We start from the raw sequence: 19,265 nt of genomic DNA on the forward strand, positions 1-19,265 counted from the left end.
TCGGCGGACGTCTTACGGATAACCGGCCCCAGGGGAACGGATTGTGACCCGAAGCACGTTGAACTCGTTGTCATAACGCCTACGTCTGCGGCCGCGTCCGCTGGGTAGGTCTGCTGTGTCCTGTTCCCCACGGCCAGGAGGCCACCATGCCCGCCGCAGCGCAGCTTCTGCTCTCCGCCCTGTCCAAACAGGTACCGGGTCCCGCCCCGTTCATCAGCGCGTCCCCGGCCACCCTCAGCACGCCCGGCCCGCTCACGAGCGAGGCGCCGCTGGCCGACGCCATACCCCTGACCAGCGAGCCCCCGCTCGCCGATGCCACACCTCTGACCAGCGAACCCCCGCTCGCCGTCCTCGCCCCGCTGACCAGCGAGCCGGCTTCTTCCGGCAGCGCTCGGGGCATGGTGTCCCCAGGAGTCTGAATGGGTTTGTCCCGGCTCGCCGCACTGCACGGCGTCGCCACCTCCTTCTCCCCGTCCGCCGACGTCACGGTGCCCGTCCCCGACGGCACGGTCGTCGCGGTGCTCGCCGCCCTCGGTGTCGACGCCGCCACGCCGGAAGCGGTACGGGAGGCGCTTGCCGCCGCCGAGTCCGCGGCCGCCTCACGGCTGCTCCCGGCCACGCTGGTGGTGTGGAGCGGGGAGCCGCCGCCGCCGGCCCTGACCGCGTTGCCGCCCGGCACGGAACTGACCGTCCGGCCGGAGGAGCACACCGCGGCCCCGCCGGCCCCGATGCGCGTGCCCGCCGGGGGTACGATTCCGGCCGTTTCCGGCCAGGATCCTGTGCGAGCCGTCCTCAGCGTCGAGGGCCCCGCGAAAGTGATGGCGGCAACGACAGCGACGCCCTCAACGGCAACGGCAACGGCAACGGCACCGCCACCGATGGCGACTACGGCAACGGCACCCACGGTGACTGCGACAGCGAGGCAGGCCCCCGCCGCCCCCGCGGCCGCCCCCGCGCCTCCCGAGGCCCCCGCCGCGCCCCGCTGGTGGGCCGAGCCGCCGCTGGGCGTGCACCGGCTGACCGTCCGGCCACCGGGCGCGCCCGCCGAGACCTGCACGCTCGTGGTCGCCCCCGCCCGGGTCCCGCAGCCGCCCGAGCGCAGCCACGGCTTCCTCGTCCAGCTCTACTCCCTGCTCTCCGCCCGCTCCTGGGGCATGGGGGACCTCGGGGACCTCGCCGACCTCGCCTCCTGGTCCGGGCGCTGCCTCGGAGCCGGCTTCGTCCAGGTCAACCCGCTGCACGCCGCGGTCCTGGGCGACCCCACCGACCCCTCGCCCTACCGCCCGTCCTCGCGGCGGTTCCCCGACCCCGTGCACCTGCGCATCGAGTCCGTCCCGGAGTACGGGCACGCCCCCGACCCCGCCGCCCTCGCCGAACTGCGCCGCCGGGCCGGAGAGCTCAGCGAGGCGGTGCTGAGCAAGGGCGCCCTGATCGACCGGGACGCCGTCTGGGCGCTCAAGCGGCAGGCCCTCGGCATCCTCGTCGGCGTACCCCTCACCCCCGGCCGCCGCGCCGCCTACTGCGACTTCCTCGCCGAGCAGGGGCAGGCCCTGGAGGACCACGCGCTGTGGTGCGCCCTCGCCGAGGTGCACGGCTCCGACTGGCACACCTGGCCGGCCGGGCTGCGCGACCCCCGCTCCAAGGAGACCGCCCGCGCCCGCGCCGAACTGCTGGACAGGGTCGACTTCCACTGCCGTCTCGCCTGGCTGACCGACGCTCAGCTCGCCGCCGCCCAGCGCGCCGCGAAGGACGCGGGGATGGCCGTCGGCATCGTCCACGACCTCGCCGTGGGCGTGCACCCCGGCGGCGCCGACACCTGGGCCCAGCAGGACGCCTTCGCGCACGGCATGTCCGTCGGAGCGCCCCCGGACGCCTTCAACGCCCGCGGCCAGGACTGGGGGCTGCCGCCCTGGAGACCCGACGCGCTCGCCGCGTCCGGCTACGCCCCGTACCGAGGGCTGCTGCGGGGGCTCCTCGCCCACGCCGGGGCCCTGCGCATCGATCACGTCATGGGCCTCTTCCGGCTCTGGTGGGTGCCCGAGGGGCGCCCGCCCACCGAAGGCACCTACGTCAGTCACGACGCGGAGGCGATGCTCGCCGTCCTCGTCCTGGAGGCCCACCGCGCCGGCACCGTCGTCATAGGGGAGGACCTCGGCACCGTGGAACCGGGCGTCCGCGAGGCGCTCGCCCGCCGCGGCGTCCTCGGCACCTCCGTGCTCTGGTTCGAGCGCGACTGGGAGGGCACCGGCCGCCCGCTCGCCCCCGAACAGTGGCGCGAGGACTGCCTGGCCACCGCCACCACCCACGACCTGCCGTCCACCGCCGCCCGGCTCACCGGCGACCATGTGTCGCTGCGCCACCGCCTCGGCCTGCTCACCCGCTCGCTGGAGGAGGAACGCACCGAGGACGGCACCGACACAGCGGAGTGGCTCGGCCTCCTCTCGCGCCTCGGCATGCTCCCCGAGGGCGGCGGCGACGAGGAGGCCGCCGTCCGCGCCGTCCACCGCTTCCTGCTGCGCACCCCCGCCCGCATGGCGGGGGTCTGGCTCCCGGACACCATCGGCGACCGCCGCCCGCAGAACCTGCCGGGCACCTGGGACGAGTACCCCAACTGGCGGCTGCCCATCGCCGACGCCGAGGGCCACCCGGTCACCCTGGAGGAACTCGCCGCCTCACCGCGGCTGCACCGGCTGATGGATGTCCTGCGGCCACGTCCGGAGCCGCCGAGGACCCGTACGGCACCCCCGGGCGCGCGGCCCTCGTAGGCGTTCGCTACGTTTGCACCGTGGACAAGAAGAACGCTATGCGCGCCGGCGCCGTCGCTGCCGGAACGACGCTGATGATGCTGCTGATGTCGTCCCCCGCGCTCGCGCTCACCCGCGACGACGGTGACGACCCGGGTCCCGGCCTGAGCGTGATCGACACGATCGGTCTGTTCGTCGTGGCGCCCATCGTCCTGTTCGCGGTCATCGCGGGCCTGGTCATGGTCCTCGACAAGTCCAAGAAGCAGGCCTAGTCCCTCTCGGGACACCCCGGTCATCCCGGGTGCGCCGCCGGTACCTACGTACCGCGCGGCGCATTCGCATGTCCGGACCCGGACACGGCCCCGGGCGTCCCGGTAGGTTGCGGCCATGATCGAGTGGGACGTCAAGAAGCTCCGCATCCTGCGCACCCTGCGCGACCGGGGCACCGTCACCGCGGCCGCCGAGGCGCTGCTGATGACCCCGTCGGCCGTCTCCCAGCAGCTCTCCAACCTCTCCAGGCAGCTCGGCGTACCGCTGCTGGAGGCGAAGGGCCGACGCGTCCGCCTGACCGACGCCGCCCACCTCGTACTCCGCCACGCCGAGGCGGTCTTCGCCCAACTGGAGCGGGCCGACGCGGAACTGACCGGCTATCTGCACGGCGAGGCGGGCGAGGTGCGGATCGCGGCGTTCGCCACCGCCGTGCCGGCCCTGGTCGTGCCCGCCGTACAGACGCTGCGTGGCCAGGACCGCCCGGGGCCCGACGTACGGGTCCGGGAGGCCGAGGCGGCGCAGGCGTACGAACTCCTCGTCGCCGGCGAGGTGGACCTGGCGCTCTCGCTGGCCGCCCACGCCCCGACCGCCCGCGACCCCAGGTTCGCCGTGCTGCCCCTGCTCGCGGACCCGCTGGACGTGGCCCTTCCGGCCGGCCACCGGCTCGCCGGAGCACCAGGGCTGCGGCTGGCGGACCTGTCCGCCGAGCCGTGGATCTTCGGCGGCTCGGGTCCCTGGTCCGAGATCACCACGGCCGCGTGCGAGGCCGCGGGCTTCGTCCCGGAACAGGCGCACAGCGCCTCCGGCTGGACCGCGATCCTCGCCATGGTCGAGGCGGACATGGGGGTCGCGCTGATCCCGCGCATGGCGTCGGCGGAGCGGCAGGGCCGGGACGGGGTGGTGCTGCGCGTCCTCGAAGCGGACCGGCCGCGCCGCCATGTCGTGGCCGCGGTCCGGCAGGGGGCGAAGGACGGTCCGGCGGTGGCCCGGGTGCTCGCGGCGTTGCGCGAGGCGGCCAAACCGTTCAGCTTGCCTTAACGTTTCATGCGGAAACTTTCGATGGACCTAATGGCTTCCGTCGTACGACAGTGAACGCATGACCTTCGAACAGAATGAGAACCACCACGAGGATCCCCACGCCAACGACGCGGCCCCCTACGGCGGTGGCGACCCGTACGCCGACTACCGCACCACCGAGCTCCCCTTCACCGAACTCGTCGACCTCGCCGACCGCCGTCTCGGCGCGGGCGTGATCGCCGCCAACGACGAGTTCTTCGCCCAGCGCGAGAACCTCCTGGTCCGGGAGCGCGCCGTCTTCGATCCCGAGCACTTCGGCCACAAGGGCAAGATCATGGACGGCTGGGAGACCCGCCGCCGGCGCGGCGCGGACGCCGCCCACCCTTTCCCCGCCCCGGACGAGCACGACTGGGCCCTGATCCGCCTCGGCGCCCCCGGCGTCATCCGCGGCATCGTCGTCGACACCGCGCACTTCCGCGGCAACTACCCGCAGCGCGTCTCGGTCCAGGCGGCCTCCGTCGCGGGTTCGCCCGGCCCCGCCGAGCTCCTCGCCGACGACGTGAAGTGGGAGGAGATCGTCCCGCCGACCGCCGTACGCGGCCACGCCGCCAACGGCTTCGAGATCACCGGCGGGCGCCGCTACACGCACCTGCGCCTGTGCCAGCACCCCGACGGCGGCATCGCCCGACTCCGGGTGCACGGCGAGGTGCTCCCCGACCCGTCCTGGCTCGCCACGCTCGGCACCTTCGATCTCATCTCGGTCCTGAACGGCGGCAGTTACGAGGACGCCTCGGACCGCTTCTACTCCTCGCCGACCCAGATCATCCTGCCCGGCACCTCCCGCAAGATGGACGACGGCTGGGAGAACCGCCGCCGCCGCGTCCGCGACACCAACGACTGGGTCCGCTTCCGGCTGCCCGCCCAGGGCGCGGTCCGCGCGGTCGAGATCGACACGGCCTACCTCAAGGGCAACGCGGCCGGCTGGATCGCCCTCCAGGGCCGCAACGGCGAGACGGGCGAGTGGTTCGAGATCATCCCGCGCACGAGGCTCCAGCCCGACACCCTGCACCGATTCCCGCTCCGCGCCCAGGCCGTGGTGACCCACGTCCGCCTCGACGCCTTCCCCGACGGCGGGGTGGCCAGGATGCGCCTGCACGGCTCGCTGACGGAGTCCGGCACGGCCGAACTGGCCCGCCGGTACGAGGAGTCGGGTTCGTAGGCCCTCCGGAACCACCGCCCGGCGAACGGCTGCGCCTCGTGCCCCGTCGCCGGGCGGCTTCACCAGGCGTCCGGTCACGCGAGAGCGCCCGGACCGGCGATGCCGGTCCGGGCGCTCGGTGTTCCCGCGAGCCCGTCAGAGCAGGGTGTTGTACCCGCTGATCGTCGACGTCTCGCCCGCGCCGGTGACCTTGACGCGCGCCGCGTACGGAGCCGTCGTGCTGCCCGTCGCCCGGTACAGCCACAGCACGCCGGACTTGTCCTGGACGACCAGGTCGGCCCTGCCGTCGTCAGTCAGGTCGCCGGGGGAGGACATCGAGCGGTACGCACTCCAGCCACCGCCGACCCTGGTCCTGGCAGCGAACGGCGTCGCGGCCTTGCCCGTGCCCTTGTACAGCCAGAGCACACCCGAGGAGTCGCGGGCCAGCAGATCCGCCCTGCCGTCGCCCGTCACGTCACCCGCGCCGGTGAGCTCGTTGTAGACGCTCCAGCCGGCGCCGACCTTCGTCCGCGCGGCGAACGGGGCCGTGTTGGTGCCGGTGCCCTTGTAGAGCCACAGCACGCCCGACACGTCGCGGGCCAGCAGGTCAGCCTTGCCGTCGGCCGTCACGTCCGTGACACCCGCCAGCTTGTTGTAGGCGTTCCAGCCGCCACCGACCTTGGTCCGCCCCGCCAGGGTGTTCCAGTCGCCGGTCGTGCGGTAGTGCCACAGCACACCGGACGTGTCGCGGCCCACCAGGCCGCCGCCGCCCGCCTGCACGGTGACCGGGGCGAGCTTGGTGAGCTGGTTGTAGATGTTCCAGCCGCGGCCGACGACCTCCTCGAAGTCCCGGAAGGGCTGCGAGGCGCTACCGGTCCCGTAGTGGGAGCGGAGCAGCCCGTCCTTGCCACGGGCCAGGAGCAGGTGGTGCGGCCTGACCGGGTACGGGCTGTCGATCGCGAACTGGCTCGACGTCTCGGGGTTGTGGGTGCCCCAGTTGTAGACCTCGTACACCGCGGAGGCGGCGACCTTCCACGCCGCCACCTTCGCGCCGGCGGTCAGCGTGTACTCGACCGTGACATCGCCCGGCGTGACATCGCAGCGGACCTCTCCGCCGTACGCCACCGATCCCAGTGTGTGGTCACAGGTCGTGTTGTCGCCTCGCGAGACCGAGTCGATCGTGATGTCGGCCTCGGACTCCTCCCAGCCGCGCTGGCCCTCCGACGGGTCGAACGTGATCGAGAGATGCCCCGCGTCCACCGCGTGCACGGTGATCGACTGGGTGACCGAGTCGCCCGCCTTCAGCGCCGGTGTGTTCAACGTGAGCGTGTTCTGCGCGACGTGCTCGGCCGACTTGACGGTGATGGTGCGGGCGGCGTGCAGACCGTCCTCGGAGAACGTCGCCGCGGTCTGGGCCTCCTTGACCGCCTTGTCGACGTTGCTGCCGTCCGGCGCGTACGCCAGCCCCACATAGGCCGTGGTGCCGTGTGTGGCCGTGGCCGTCGCCGAAACCTCCGGATAGGAGACACTGCCGTGGGCGTCACAGAGATAGACGCCGACGGTGCTCGCCTTCCTGCAGTCCGGGTCGAGCGAGACCTCCAGCCCCGCGGGCACACCCCCGGCGGCCCAGGCCGGGTCGTTCAACTGCTTCTTGCTCAGGGCGTAGACCATGGTTCCGTCGGCCTCGTCGTACCACCCGGTCGGACCGATCTCGGCCCGGCCCTCGCCGGGCATGAGCGTCCAGTCGCGCCCCATCTCGAAGGCGAAATAGTCGGCCGCAGCGGCGGGCACGGCCCCCGCGAGGGCGCCGGTGGCAAGAAGCGCCACCGCACCCGAAACGGCCAGGATTCTTCGCATGCAACATCCCCCCGAATGACGGCGACAGCGCTTGCTGCCGCGCAACGCCAGGTACCCCCATGGCGTGCCCGGAACCTACACCACAGGGTCACATCGCCTTCACCGGGGCCTCTTCGGTCCAACGCACGGCGGGGGCGGGTGTCCAGGACGCCCGCCCCCGCCCTCGGATCACGCCTACGCGGTCGCCGCCGCGGCGTCCGCGGCCCGGGCCGTCAGTGCCCGCTCCACACCCGAGCGCGACTCCGACATCAGCCGGCGCAGTGCGGCACCCGGCTCGGCCGAGGCCAGCCAGGCGTCCGTGGCGTCCAGGGTCTCCTGCGAGACGTGGAGCGCCGGGTAGAGGCCGATGGCGACCTGCTGGGCCATCTCGTGGCTCCGCGACTCCCAGACGTCCTTCACCGAGGCGAAGAACTTCTCGGCGTACGGGGCCAGCAGCTCACGCTGATCCGTCTGGACGAACCCGTCGATGACCGCCTCCTGGAGGGAGTTCGGCAACTTGTCGGACTCGACGACCGAGGCCCACGCCTCCGCCTTCGCCTCCGCGGAGGGCCGTGCCGCACGGGCGGCCGCCGCGTGGCGCTCACCCGCCGCGGTCCGGTCGCGCGCGTACTCGGCGTCGATCTCCTCGTCGTCGAGCAGACCGGTGGCGGCCAGCCGCTCGACGAAGGCCCAGCGCAGCTCGGTGTCGACGGCCAGGCCCTCGATCGCCTCGGTGCCGTCGAGCAGCGCCTGCAGCAGATCGAGCTGCTGCGGGTTGCGGGCCGTGGCCGCGAACGCGCGGGCCCAGGCCAGCTGGTGGTCGCTGCCCGGCTCCGCCGCGCGCAGGTGCGCGAGCGTCGCCTCGGTCCACTGGGTCAGACCCGCCTCGCGCCACTCCGGCGCCGCGTACAGGTCCAGCGCCAGCTTCACCTGACGGTGCAGCGACTGGACGACACCGATGTCCGTCTCCTTGCCCACCCCGGACAGGACGAGCGAGAGGTAGTCGCGCGTGGCCAGCTCGCCGTCGCGGGTCATGTCCCAGGCGGACGCCCAGGACAGGGCGCGCGGCAGCGACTCGGTGAAGTCGCCCAGGTGCTCCGTGACGACCCGCAGCGACTCCTCGTCGAGGCGGACCTTCGCGTACGAGAGGTCGTCGTCGTTGAGGAGGACGACGGCGGGACGCGCGGTGCCGGCCGGGAACGGCACGGTGGTGCGCTCGCCGTCGACGTCCAGCTCGATCCGGTCCGTACGCACCAGCTTGCCGGCCGCGTCGAGGTCGTAGAAGCCGATGGCGATCCGGTGCGGCCGCAGCGTCGGCTCGCCCTTCGCGCCCGCCGGCAGCGCCGGCGCCTCCTGGAGGACGGTGAACGAGGTGACGTGACCGTCTCCGTCCGTCTCGATCTCCGGGCGCAGGATGTTGATGCCCGCGGTCTCCAGCCACGCCTTCGACCAGGTCTTCAGGTCGCGCCCGGAGGTCTTCTCCAGCGCGCCCAGCAGGTCCGACAGGCGCGTGTTGCCGAACGCGTGCGCCTTGAAGTACGCCTGCACGCCCTGGAAGAACGCGTCCACGCCGACGTACGCCACCAGCTGCTTCAGGACCGAGGCGCCCTTGGCGTAGGTGATGCCGTCGAAGTTGACCAGGACGTCGTCCAGGTCACGGATGTCCGCCATGATCGGGTGGGTCGAGGGCAGCTGGTCCTGGCGGTACGCCCACGTCTTCATGGAGTTGGCGAACGTGGTCCAGGAGTGCGGCCACTGTGATCCGTCGGCGTACGCCAGACAGGCGATCGACGTGTAGGTGGCGAACGACTCGTTCAGCCACAGGTCGTTCCACCACTCCATGGTGACGAGGTCGCCGAACCACATGTGGGCGAGCTCGTGCAGGATCGTCTCGGCCCGCGTCTCGTACGCCGCGTCCGTCACCTTGGAGCGGAAGACGTACTGGTCACGGATGGTGACCGCGCCCGCGTTCTCCATCGCGCCCGCGTTGAACTCCGGGACGAAGAGCTGGTCGTACTTGGCGAAGGGGTACGCGTAGTCGAACTTCTCCTGGAACCAGTCGAAGCCCAGCCGGGTCACGTCGAAGATCGCGTCCGCGTCGAGGTACTCGGCGAGCGAGGGGCGGCAGTAGATGCCGAGGGGGACGGACTGGCCGTCCTTCTCGTAGCTGCTGTGCACCGAGTGGTACGGACCGGCGATCAGGGCGGTGATGTACGTGGAGATGCGCGGCGTCGGCTCGAACGACCACACGTCGTCCTTGGGCTCCGGCGTCGGCGAGTTGGAGATCACGGTCCAGCCGGAGGGGGCCTTCACGGTGAACCGGAAGGTCGCCTTCAGGTCCGGCTGCTCGAAGCTCGCGAAGACGCGGCGCGCGTCCGGAACCTCGAACTGGGTGTACAGGTAGGCCTGCTCGTCGACCGGGTCGACGAAGCGGTGCAGGCCCTCACCCGTGTTCGTGTACGAGCAGTCGGCGACGACCTTCAGCTCGTTGGAACCCGCCACCAGGTGCGCCAGCGTGATCCGGGAGTCACGGAACACGGCCGCGACGTCCAGGGCCCTGCCGTTCAGCTCGACCTCGTGCACCGCCGGGGCGACCAGGTCGATGAAGGTCTCCGCACCGGCTTCGGCGGAGTCGAAGCGCACGGTGGTGACGGACCGGTAGGTCCCGCCCTCCTGCGCTCCGGAGAGGTCGAGATCGATCTCGTACGCGTCCACGGTCAGCAGGCGCGCCCGCTCCTGTGCCTCTTCGCGGGTCAGATTCGTGCCAGGCACGCGGTCATCTCCTTGATATGCGATGTTTCCGGTCATCCTTCCACGTCACCCGTGCCCAGGGCGATGTCCATTTTCCGCCGGACCGCGGCGGCGGCGCGGGCCATTCTCGTCATATGACCAGTTACGAGGCACGCGCGATCGACCCGGCCGCGCTCAAGGAACTCCGGGACACCGACGACGCGGGGCGCCCGTGCGTCGCGTACACCGCCACGGACGCGGGCAGCCCGCTGCGCTGCTGCCTGCGGGGCAACGAGGTGGGGGAGGAGATCGCCCTCGTGTCGTACGCGCCGCTGCGGCGCTGGGCGGCGGCCACGTGGGCCCGGCCGGGGGCGTACGACGAGCAGGGGCCGGTGTTCATCCACGCGCGGGAGTGCGAGGGGCCGGCGGCCGACCGGCCCGGCTACCCGTTCTCACGGGCGGGCGCGTTGCGCACCGTGCGGCGGTACGACGCGGACGGGCACATCGTCGGCGGCCGGCTGATGGAGATCCCGGCGGACGAGGAGCGGGGCTACGACGAGGCCTTCACGGAGGCCTTCGCCGATCCGGAGGTGGCGCTGGTGCACGTGCGCGCCGTGGAGTACGGGTGCTGGCACTTCGAGGTACGCCGAGCCTGACCCGGGGCTCCGCCCCGGGCCCCGCTCCTCACTCGCCGGCGGGGCTGAACAGGGTCAGCCCGCGAGCTCCGAGGCGACCAGCTCCGCGATCTGCACCGCGTTCAGCGCGGCGCCCTTGCGCAGGTTGTCGTTGGAGACGAACAGCGCCAGACCGTGCTCCACGGTCTCGTCGGCCCGGATGCGCCCGACGAAGGACGCGTCCTGCCCGGCCGCCTGGAGCGGGGTCGGGATCTCCGAGAGCTCGACGCCGGGGGCGTCCTTCAGGAGCTCGTACGCGCGCTCCACGCTGATCGGACGGGCGAAACGGGCGTTGATCTGGAGCGAGTGACCGGAGAAGACCGGGACGCGGACGCAGGTGCCGGACACCTTCAGCTCCGGGATCTCCAGGATCTTGCGGGACTCGTTGCGGAGCTTCTGCTCCTCGTCCGTCTCGAAGGAACCGTCGTCCACGATGGCACCGGCCAGCGGCAGCACGTTGAAGGCGATGGGGCGCTTGTAGACGCCCGGCTCGGGGAAGTCGACGGCGCCGCCGTCGTGGGTCAGCTTGTCGGCGTCGGCGACGACCTTGGAGGCCTGGCCGTGCAGCTCGGCGACGCCGGCCACTCCGGAGCCGGACACCGCCTGGTACGTGGCGACGGTCAGCGTCCGGAGACCGGCCTCGTCGTGCAGCGGGCGCAGCACGGGCATGGCGGCCATCGTGGTGCAGTTCGGGTTGGCGATGATGCCCTTGGGGCGGTTCGCGATCGCGTGCGCGTTGACCTCGGAGACGACCAGCGGGACCTCGGGGTCCTTGCGCCAGGCGGAGGAGTTGTCGATCACGACGGCGCCCTGCGAGGCCACCTTCTCGGCGAGCGCCTTCGACGTCGCGCCACCGGCCGAGAACAGCACGATGTCCAGGCCCGTGTAGTCGGCCGTGGAGGCGTCCTCGACGGTGATGTCGGTGCCCTCGTAGGCGATCGTGGAGCCCGCGGAGCGTGCGGAGGCGAAGAGCCGCAGTTCGGCGACGGGGAACTTCCGCTCGGCCAGGATGCTGCGCATGACTGTGCCGACCTGACCGGTGGCGCCGACGATTCCGACCTTCACGGGGACTCCTTCAAACGTACGAACGGGCACGGTTGCCGCTCCATGATGCGTCTGTCCACGGCTTCCTTGTCCAATCCATTGTCCGGCCTGCGGACTGAGGGCTGGGAGAGCCGGACAGCGCGGTGGGGCGGGCGCCCGCTCGGCGCCCGCCCCACTGTCGTACGGATCACATGCCTACGGCGACGCGGTTACGGCGTGACCTTCTCGATCACGACGCTGCCGGTGCCCGCGGCGGTGCCGCGTGCGTTCACCAGCTGGACCTCGCCGAAGAACTGCCGGCCCTCGGGGGCCGCCCCGGCGACCGCGACCTCGGCACCGACCTGGGCCGACGCGCCGGAGGCCAGGTTGACGGCCTTCGACTCGTCGACGTTGATCGCGCCGAGCGACGGCGAGTAGTACACGTCGCGGTAGTCGTACTCGGTGGTGCCGGCCGGGACGTCGTAGCCCTGGATGACGACCGTGTACGTGCCCGCGGCGGGCTTCACCAGACTGACGGCCTCCTCGGAACCGGCCGTGGTGGAGGCGCCCACCTCGGCCGTGCCCTTGTAGACGTACAGGTCGAGGTCGGCGTTCGCGTCCGAGGTGCCGCCGATGGCGACGTCCAGCTTCTCGACGCCCGCACCGATGGTCACCTCCTTGACGTACTCGCCGCCCGTGGAGATCGACGGACGCTCGACGTCGGCCGAGCCCAGCGAGCCGCCCTTGAGCCGGCCCGTCAGGTCACCGGCGTTGTTGGTGACCGTCCAGTCCACCGCGGCCGGGGTGCCGATCTTCGCCTCGGCGATGGTCTGCACCGCCGGGTCGAAGGTCGCGCCGAGCAGCGAGACATCCAGCTTGTACGGGTTGTCGAGCAGCGGCGACGTACGCCGGGCCTCGACCTCGATCTCCCAGACACCGGCCTGCGGGTCGGCGTACGAGCGCACGTCGGGGCGGCAGGTGTTGGCCGGGTTGTCGTAGTTCGGGTAGCAGAACGGCGTCCCGCTGTCCTCCACCGCGACCCCGTACGGGTGGATGGAGATGAAGCGGGTCTGGCTGCCCGAGCGCAGGGCGCTCATGGCGACCTCGAGGGTCTTGGACCCCTCCGGCACGGTCACGAAGTACGAGGTGGTGCCGTTGCGCTGCACCGAGCCGGACGCCGTGTAGGCGTAACCCGGCTTCACGAGCTCCTTCGAGACGACGACCGTGGCGAGGATCTGCTGGTCCACGCCGGAGGTCTTCGCGTCGTCGACCTGCAGGATCGCGCTGTGCACGCCCGCGCTGCCCGGCTTCGCCTGGACCTTGACCGTCACCGGCTTGCCGAGCGGCAGCGAGACGGTGCTCGGGCCGGTCAGCTTGAAGGTGCCGTCGTTGTACTTCCAGGACAGCTTGTGCCTGACGTCCTTGTCCGGGCCCGTGGTGCGGGTGACGGTGACGTCGTACGACTTCTTCTGGCCGGTCTTGAGGCCGCCCTCGCGGTCGTACAGGCCGGTCCCGAAGCCGGGCGTCTTCAGCGCGTAGTCGATCGCGGTGTCGACCGGCGCCTTGACCGCGTACTCGTGCGCCGGGGCGCCCTGCTTCTGGATCTGCTTCCAGGCGCCGACGATGTTGATCAGACCGGCACCCTGGGCGTGCGCGGGCACTCCCTTGATCTGGGTGGCGGTGCTGGTCAGTGCGGTGCGCAGATCGGCCGGGGGCAGCTCGATGTGCTTCTGCTTCGCGGCGGACAGCAGCAGCGCGGTCGCGCCGGCGGCCTGCGGGGAGGCCATCGACGTGCCCTGGAGCATGGAGTAGCCGGCCGGGAGGGAGTAGCCCGCCTCCTTGACCGGGCCGCCGGGCAGCCAGGTCTGCGTCGAGTTGATCGACGCGCCGGGTGCCGTCAGGGTCGGCGTGAAGCCGCCGTCCTCACGCGGACCGCGCGAGGAGAAGGGGAGCATGTCGTACTTCTTGGTGACGCCGGAGCCGTAGTTCGCGGCCCAGGTCTCCTTGGAGATGGACGCGCCGACCGAGATGACGTGGTCGGCGAGGCCGGGGTCACCGATGGTGTTGACGCCCGGACCGTCGTTGCCGGCCGAGATGACCAGCTGGACGCCGTAGATGTCGACGAGGCGCTTGTAGAGCTCCGCGCGGGCGTTGTTTCCGTCGTTGAGCGGCGGCAGTCCGCCGATCGACATGTTGACGACGTCGACACCGCGGTTCACGACGAGGTCGATCATGCCCTCGGTGAGCGCGATGTTGGTGCAGCCGCCGGACCAGGTGCAGGCGCGCGAGGAGACGATCTTCGCGCCGGGCGCGGCCCCGTCCATCTGGCCGCCGAACAGGCCGTTCGCGGAGGTGATGCCCGCGACGTGCGTGCCGTGCTCGGACTCGATGACGCCGATGTTGACGTAGTCGGACGTGTTGCCCGCCGCGTTGTACACGACGTTCTTGCGGGTCTCCACGACGAACGGGATGCGTTCGACGACGTCGGTCCGCGGGTCGTCCGTACCGAAGTAGGAGACCTGGTGCTTGTCCTTGTAGGGCAGGAGGACGGCGTCGTCGGAGAAGTCCGCGTTGTTGTTCAGGTCCACCCGGGTGGTGCCGGTGACCGGGTCGTACAGGACGGCCCACACGTCGGTGGTGTCACCGTCGCGGTTGAGGTCGCCCGCCATGTCGCCGCCCTTGGTGGCGGCCTCGGAGAAGAGCTGGATCTTGTACTGGCCGGCCGGTGCCGAGTAGGTGCGGCCGCCGATCGTGAAGACCGGGCCGGTCACCGAGGCGGTCATCCGCAGCCAGGTGCCGTCGCCGTCGCTGACCGGGTCGGTGGCCGTCACCCAGTCGGTGATCTTGCGCTCACCGGTGGTGGTCTTCTGCAGCGCGGGGTGGCCGAGGTCGACACCCGAGTCGAGGATGCCGATGGTCACGCCGCGCCCGTCGGCCTTCGGGTGCTGCTTGACGAAGTCGACCGCACCCGTCTCGAAGGACGGGTTGTACGGGTTCTTCGCCGGGGTCTTCTTCCCGGGCGCCGGGTAGGTGCCCGTCGACTTCACCGACGCCTTGGCGCCGGTCGCCCGGTCGGCCGCGGGCGTCGGGTCGTCCAGCACGATCTCCTGCTTGAGATCGATGCCCTGGACGGAGGTCAGCTTCGAGGCCGCCTTGATGGTGGACTCGGCGGCCGCGGTGGGCACGGTGACCCGTACGTAGCCGAGCTTGTCGTACGCACGCCCCAGCACGGAGCCCTTGACGGCGTCCAGTTGCTCGGTGACCTGCTCGGTCGCACCGGGGGCGGTGGCGACCATCATCGTGATGTTCTTCTCGCCCTTGGCCTTGGCCTTGGCGAGAACATCGGCGTCGGCCGTGCCGAGCTTGTCCGCCGAGGCGTTGCCGGCGGCGGCCTTGACGGGGGCGGTGGCCGGGTCGTCGGCCGCGAAGACGGGGGCGGCACCGGTGGCGGCCAGTGCGGCCACCAGTCCGGCGGCGGCCGCGACGCGGGCCACGCGTCTCGCCCCGGGTATGGAGCTGGGGGATTCGGAGGTCATCAGCATCCCTGTATGTGAAAGAGAGAGTCCGGAAATCGGTACCGGATGACCGCTCACCCTTTCGTAAATGACAGGGGTTTGTGGAGAGTTGCGAGGGGCGAGTTGTGTACATGGCGGAATTCCGCCAGTGGGGCCGAAGCGTCACACGGGACGAAACGGCCGATACGTGACGGGCACAGGCCCCTCACCGGGGCAGGATCATCACGTACGCGGCCGGTTCGCGGTCGGCCGCCGCCATCAGCGCCGTGCGGACCACGGTCGCCTGCTGCTCCCGTGAGTCCCGCAGCTTCCCCGGAGTGAGGTGGACGACGGTGACGCCGAGCCGCTCCAGGTGCTCGCGCCGGGCGGCGTACGCGGACCACTCGGCCTCGTGCTCCTCCTGGCGGTGGCCGCCGTCGAGCCGGCTGTGGCGCGGGGCCCTGGTGTCCAGCTCCACGGCGACCGCCTCCTCGGGCCAGTAGGCGTCGACCGCGCCCAGGTGCGGGCCGCCGGGCAGGCGCAGGTCCACGTTCCACAGCGGCTCCGGAAGCCCGTGCGCGCGCACCATGTCGTACAGCCGCTCCTCCGCGAGCGCCCGGCCCTCGGCGAGCAGTGAGTCCACGGCGTTCACCACCTGGGGGCGGTCGAGCACCTTGGCGCGGTTCAGCTCACCGACCACGACCGCGGGTTCGCAGTGGCCGCCGCGGACCGCCTCGGTGAGCAGCCGGCGTACCGCATGGGCGTCCCGCAGCCCCGCCACGGCGTCCGCGAGGGCACGGGCCACCGGCGCCACCGGCAGTCCGTCCAGTTGCTCCGGGGCCGGCAGATCGGAACTGCGCACCAGACGGACGTACCGGACCGACCGCAGCCGGCGGACGCGGGGCACCAGTACGTCGACGCGCCCGCGATCCGTGGCGACGGTGGGGGGCGCGGCGGCGAAGCCGTACAGCGAGAGCGCGGCCAGCCCGGTGATCATCGCCTCGCCGTACCCGGGGTCGGTGCCGCCACCGGCCTGCGCCGGCACGGCCCGCCGCCCGGAGGCCGGTGGCCGTCCCGCGTACAGCAGGGCCGACCGCCACCGCTCCCGGCCTCCGATCGGCCCCGGGTGCAGCACGAAGACGCCGGGCAGCGGCTGCTGCCACGGACCGCCGGTCCCGCACTGCGCGGCGGCCTGTGCGGGGGAGACCCCACGGGCCTTCAACTGGGCGGCGGAAACGACGCGTTGCCGGACATCGGAGGGGAGGCGGAGGTGGCAGGGGGAGAGCGGGGTGTTCGGGTTCATGCTCCGGTGTATCCCGTCGGCGGCCGGGACCTTAACCCCTGTTACAGGCCCGTCGACATTCCAGGACAACGCCGTCCTGAAGCACGGCCGTTCGAGTGCCGAAAAGGGCCGACCCGCCAGGGATTATGAGCCGGTCGGCGGGGGCGCACCGGCGCCCCCGCGCGCCGCACGCGCACGCCCCGCGAACCCGGCCCCTCCTGCGTTCGACGACGGAACCCTCACCGGTGTGAGCGGTACCCCGGGCGAGGGCTCACGCGGGACAGCCCTCAGACCGCCGGGCCGTCACACGCCTGGGCCCGCAACGCCCGCGCAAGGTCGTCCCGCGCCTCCAGCACGAGCCGTCGCAGCGCCGGCGCCGCGTCCGCGTGCTCCGTCAGCCACGCGTCCGTCGCCTTCAGGGTCGCGGGATCGTCCTGGAGATCGGGGAACAGGCCCCTCACCACGGCCATCCCGATCTGGATGGACCGCTCGGCCCACACCCGCTCGATCGCCTCGAAGTACTTGGCCGCGTACGGCGCCAGCAACTCCCGCTGCGAGGACTGCGAGAAGCCCAGGATCGTGGCCTCCACCAGCGCGTTGGACAGCGCGTCCGACTCCACGACGCCCGCCCACGCCTGCGCCTTGACCGCGGCCGAGGGCCGCGAGGCCAGACACCGCACCTGGTGCCGCTTGCCGGACGCCGTGTCGTCACGGGCCAGCTCGGCGCCGATGGCCGCCTCGTCGGCCACGCCGTGCGAGGCCAGCGGCGACAGGAACGCCCACCGGAGCTCCTGGTCGACGTCGAGCCCGTCGATCCGGGCCGTGCCGTCGAGCAGCCCGGTCAGCAGCTGGAAGTCCGTGTCGGAGGAGGCCACCCCGGCGAAGAAGCGGGCCCACGCCAGCTGGGGCTCACTGCCCGGAGCCGCGAGCCGCAGCTCGCGCAGCGCGCCCTCGGCCAGCGCCCGGCCGCCCTCCTCGCGCCACGACGGGGCCGCGTAGTGCACCAGGGCCGTCCCGGTCCAGGCGTGCAGCATCTGCAGGACGCCGATGTCGGTCTCCCGGCCGGAGAAGTCCAGGACCAGCGAGACGAAGTCACGGGCCGGCATCAGTCCGTCCCGGGTGAGGCTCCACAGTGCGGACCAGCACAGGGCGCGCGCGAGCGGGTCCGTGATGTCGCCCAGGTGCGCCCGGAGCGTGGCCAGCGACACCTCGTCGAAGCGGACCTTGCAGTACGTCAGGTCGTCGTCGTTGACGAGGATCAGCTCGGGCCGCTCGGCCCCGGCCAGCTCCGTGATCACGGTGCGCGGGCCCGCCACGTCCGCCTCGGCCCGGGCGTACCGCACCAGGTCACCGTCGGGCGTGCGCCGGTACAGACCGACCGCGACCCGGTGCGGCCGCAGCTCCGGGTGGGACTCGGCCGCCTCCTGGAGGACCGCCAGTTCCGTGATCCGGTCCGAGGCGTCGTAGGTCGCCACCGGGGTCAGCGTGTTGACGCCGGCGGTCTGCAGCCAGGAGCGCGACCAGGAGGTCATGTCCCGGCCGGACGTCTCGGCCAGCACCGACAGCAGGTCGCCCAGCCGCGTGTTGCCGTACGCGTGCTTCTTGAAGTAGCGCCGTGCGCCCTCCAGGAACGCCTCCCGCCCCACGTACGCCACCAACTGCTTCAGGACCGAGGCGCCCTTGGCATAGGTGATGCCGTCGAAGTTGAGCTTGGCGTCCTCCAGGTCACGGATGTCGGCCGTGACCGGGTGCGTGGAGGGCAGCTGATCGGCACGGTAGGCCCACGCCTTGCGGTTGTTGGCGAAGGTGATCCAGCCGTTGTCGAACCGGGTGGCCTCCACCATCGCGAAGACGCCCATGAAGTCGGCGAAGGACTCCTTGAGCCACAGGTCGTCCCACCACTGCATGGTGACGAGGTCGCCGAACCACATGTGGGCCATCTCGTGCAGGATGACGTTGGCCCGGCGCTCGTACGCCGCCTGCGTCACCTTCCCGCGGTAGATGTACTCCTCGCGGAACGTGACACAGCCCGGGTTCTCCATCGCGCCGAGGTTGTACTCGGGCACGAAGGCCTGGTCGTACTTGCCGAACGGGTACGGGTAGTCGAAGTTGTCGTGGAAGAAGTCCAGGCCCTGCTTGGTGATCAGGAAGACGTCGTCGGCGTCGAAGTGCCGGGCGAGCCCCTTGCGGCACATCGCGCCGAGCGGGATGTCCAGCGTCGTGCCGTCATCGAGCGTACGGCTGTAGGAGTCGGTCACGTAGTGGTACGGACCGGCGACGACCGCGGTGATGTACGTCGAGATCGGCTTCGTCTCGGCGAACCGCCACACCCCGCCCTCGCGGGACTCCTCGGCCCCGTTGCTCCAGACCGTCCACTCCTCGGGGGCCGTCACCCGGAAGCGGAAGGGGGCCTTGAGGTCGGGCTGCTCGAAGTTGGCGAAGACGCGCCGCGAGTCCGCCGGCTCGTACTGGGTGTAGAGGTAGACCTCGCCGTCCTCCGGGTCGACGAAGCGGTGCATGCCCTCACCGGTCCTGCTGTACGCGCACTGCGCGTCGACCACCAGGACGTGCTCGCCCGCCGGCAGGTCCGCCAGCATCACGCGCACCCCGTCGAAGACGGTGGCCGGGTCCAGCGCCGTGCCGTCCAGCGTCACCGCGTTCACGGACGGGGCGATCAGGTCGGCGAAGGTCGTCGCACCGGCGCGCGCCGAGCGGAACCGGATCGTCGTCACTGAGCGGAAGGTCCGCGGACCGGCGCCCTGCTCACCTTCTCCGTCGGGCCCGCCGATCGCGGACCGCACGTCGAGGGCGACGTCGTAACCGTCGACGCTCAGCAGCTCGGCCCGCTCATGGGCCTCGTCGCGGGACAGGTTTTCACCGGGCACGAGCACTCCTTTGTGTCACGTTCGAATACTTTGATCCTCCCATGCCGCCTTCCGGCCAGGCATGCGGGAATGGCTGACGCGCCCGGCGGTGTTCTCGGGCACAGGATGCGAT

The 19,265-nt window shown here is 71.7% G+C and carries 12 protein-coding genes; 6 read left to right on the plus strand and 6 right to left on the minus strand.

The genetic code is table 11. From position 1 onward, the window contains the following. Positions 1–146: 146 nt before the first annotated feature. The 5 genes from ACFYPA_RS11185 to alc all read left to right on the plus strand — a co-directional run bounded on the left by ACFYPA_RS11185 (position 147) and on the right by alc (position 5,250). Positions 147–419 carry a hypothetical protein gene (locus ACFYPA_RS11185; protein ID WP_359085211.1) on the plus strand — a complete coding sequence of 91 codons (273 nt, stop codon included), beginning with the start codon at positions 147–149 and terminating at the stop codon, positions 417–419. After that, the gene (gene malQ, locus ACFYPA_RS11190; protein ID WP_359320945.1) at positions 420–2,765 is read left to right on the plus strand and encodes a 4-alpha-glucanotransferase; all 2,346 of its coding nucleotides are present in this window, start codon (positions 420–422) and stop codon (positions 2,763–2,765) included. It begins immediately after the preceding gene. 38 nt (positions 2,766–2,803) lie between these two features. Then, positions 2,804–3,016: a hypothetical protein gene (locus ACFYPA_RS11195; RefSeq protein WP_328898272.1), complete on the plus strand. Its 213-nt coding sequence runs from the start codon at positions 2,804–2,806 to the stop codon at positions 3,014–3,016. A 115-nt stretch (positions 3,017–3,131) separates the two neighbouring features. Further along, positions 3,132–4,052: a LysR family transcriptional regulator gene (locus tag ACFYPA_RS11200; protein ID WP_389131234.1), complete on the plus strand. Its 921-nt coding sequence runs from the start codon at positions 3,132–3,134 to the stop codon at positions 4,050–4,052. Between the two features lie 58 nt (positions 4,053–4,110). Next, positions 4,111–5,250: an allantoicase gene (gene alc, locus ACFYPA_RS11205; protein ID WP_389131237.1), complete on the plus strand. Its 1,140-nt coding sequence runs from the start codon at positions 4,111–4,113 to the stop codon at positions 5,248–5,250. Between the two features lie 135 nt (positions 5,251–5,385). On the opposite strand, the gene ACFYPA_RS11210 is transcribed toward alc, so the two are convergent. Continuing rightward, positions 5,386–7,086 carry an FG-GAP repeat domain-containing protein gene (locus ACFYPA_RS11210; protein WP_389131240.1) on the minus strand — a complete coding sequence of 567 codons (1,701 nt, stop codon included), beginning with the start codon at positions 7,084–7,086 and terminating at the stop codon, positions 5,386–5,388. A gap of 174 nt (positions 7,087–7,260) precedes the next feature. Continuing rightward, the gene (pepN, locus tag ACFYPA_RS11215; protein WP_359085206.1) at positions 7,261–9,837 is read right to left on the minus strand and encodes an aminopeptidase N; all 2,577 of its coding nucleotides are present in this window, start codon (positions 9,835–9,837) and stop codon (positions 7,261–7,263) included. A gap of 113 nt (positions 9,838–9,950) precedes the next feature. Here pepN (ACFYPA_RS11215) and ACFYPA_RS11220 point away from each other — a divergent pair, with 113 nt between their 5' ends. Beyond that, the gene (locus ACFYPA_RS11220; RefSeq protein WP_359085205.1) at positions 9,951–10,451 is read left to right on the plus strand and encodes a DUF1203 domain-containing protein; all 501 of its coding nucleotides are present in this window, start codon (positions 9,951–9,953) and stop codon (positions 10,449–10,451) included. 54 nt (positions 10,452–10,505) lie between these two features. On the opposite strand, the gene ACFYPA_RS11225 is transcribed toward ACFYPA_RS11220, so the two are convergent. The 4 genes from ACFYPA_RS11225 to pepN (ACFYPA_RS11240) form a co-directional block, all read right to left on the minus strand. Next, a complete protein-coding gene (locus tag ACFYPA_RS11225; protein WP_359085204.1) occupies positions 10,506–11,534 on the minus strand; it encodes an aspartate-semialdehyde dehydrogenase in 1,029 nt (342 codons plus the stop codon). Positions 11,535–11,722: 188 nt separating this feature from the next. Beyond that, positions 11,723–15,034 (minus strand): S8 family serine peptidase, encoded by a 3,312-nt coding sequence (locus ACFYPA_RS11230; RefSeq protein WP_359085203.1) that lies wholly within the window; start codon positions 15,032–15,034, stop codon positions 11,723–11,725. Positions 15,035–15,212: 178 nt separating this feature from the next. Continuing rightward, positions 15,213–16,289: a hypothetical protein gene (locus ACFYPA_RS11235; protein WP_359085202.1), complete on the minus strand. Its 1,077-nt coding sequence runs from the start codon at positions 16,287–16,289 to the stop codon at positions 15,213–15,215. A gap of 266 nt (positions 16,290–16,555) precedes the next feature. Further along, positions 16,556–19,153, minus strand: a complete 2,598-nt coding sequence (gene pepN, locus ACFYPA_RS11240; RefSeq protein WP_359085201.1) for an aminopeptidase N — start codon at positions 19,151–19,153, stop codon at positions 16,556–16,558. Between the last annotated feature and the right edge of the window lie 112 nt (positions 19,154–19,265).

This window comes from Streptomyces sp. NPDC005775 (assembly GCF_042871565.1).
Taxonomy (GTDB): domain Bacteria; phylum Actinomycetota; class Actinomycetes; order Streptomycetales; family Streptomycetaceae; genus Streptomyces.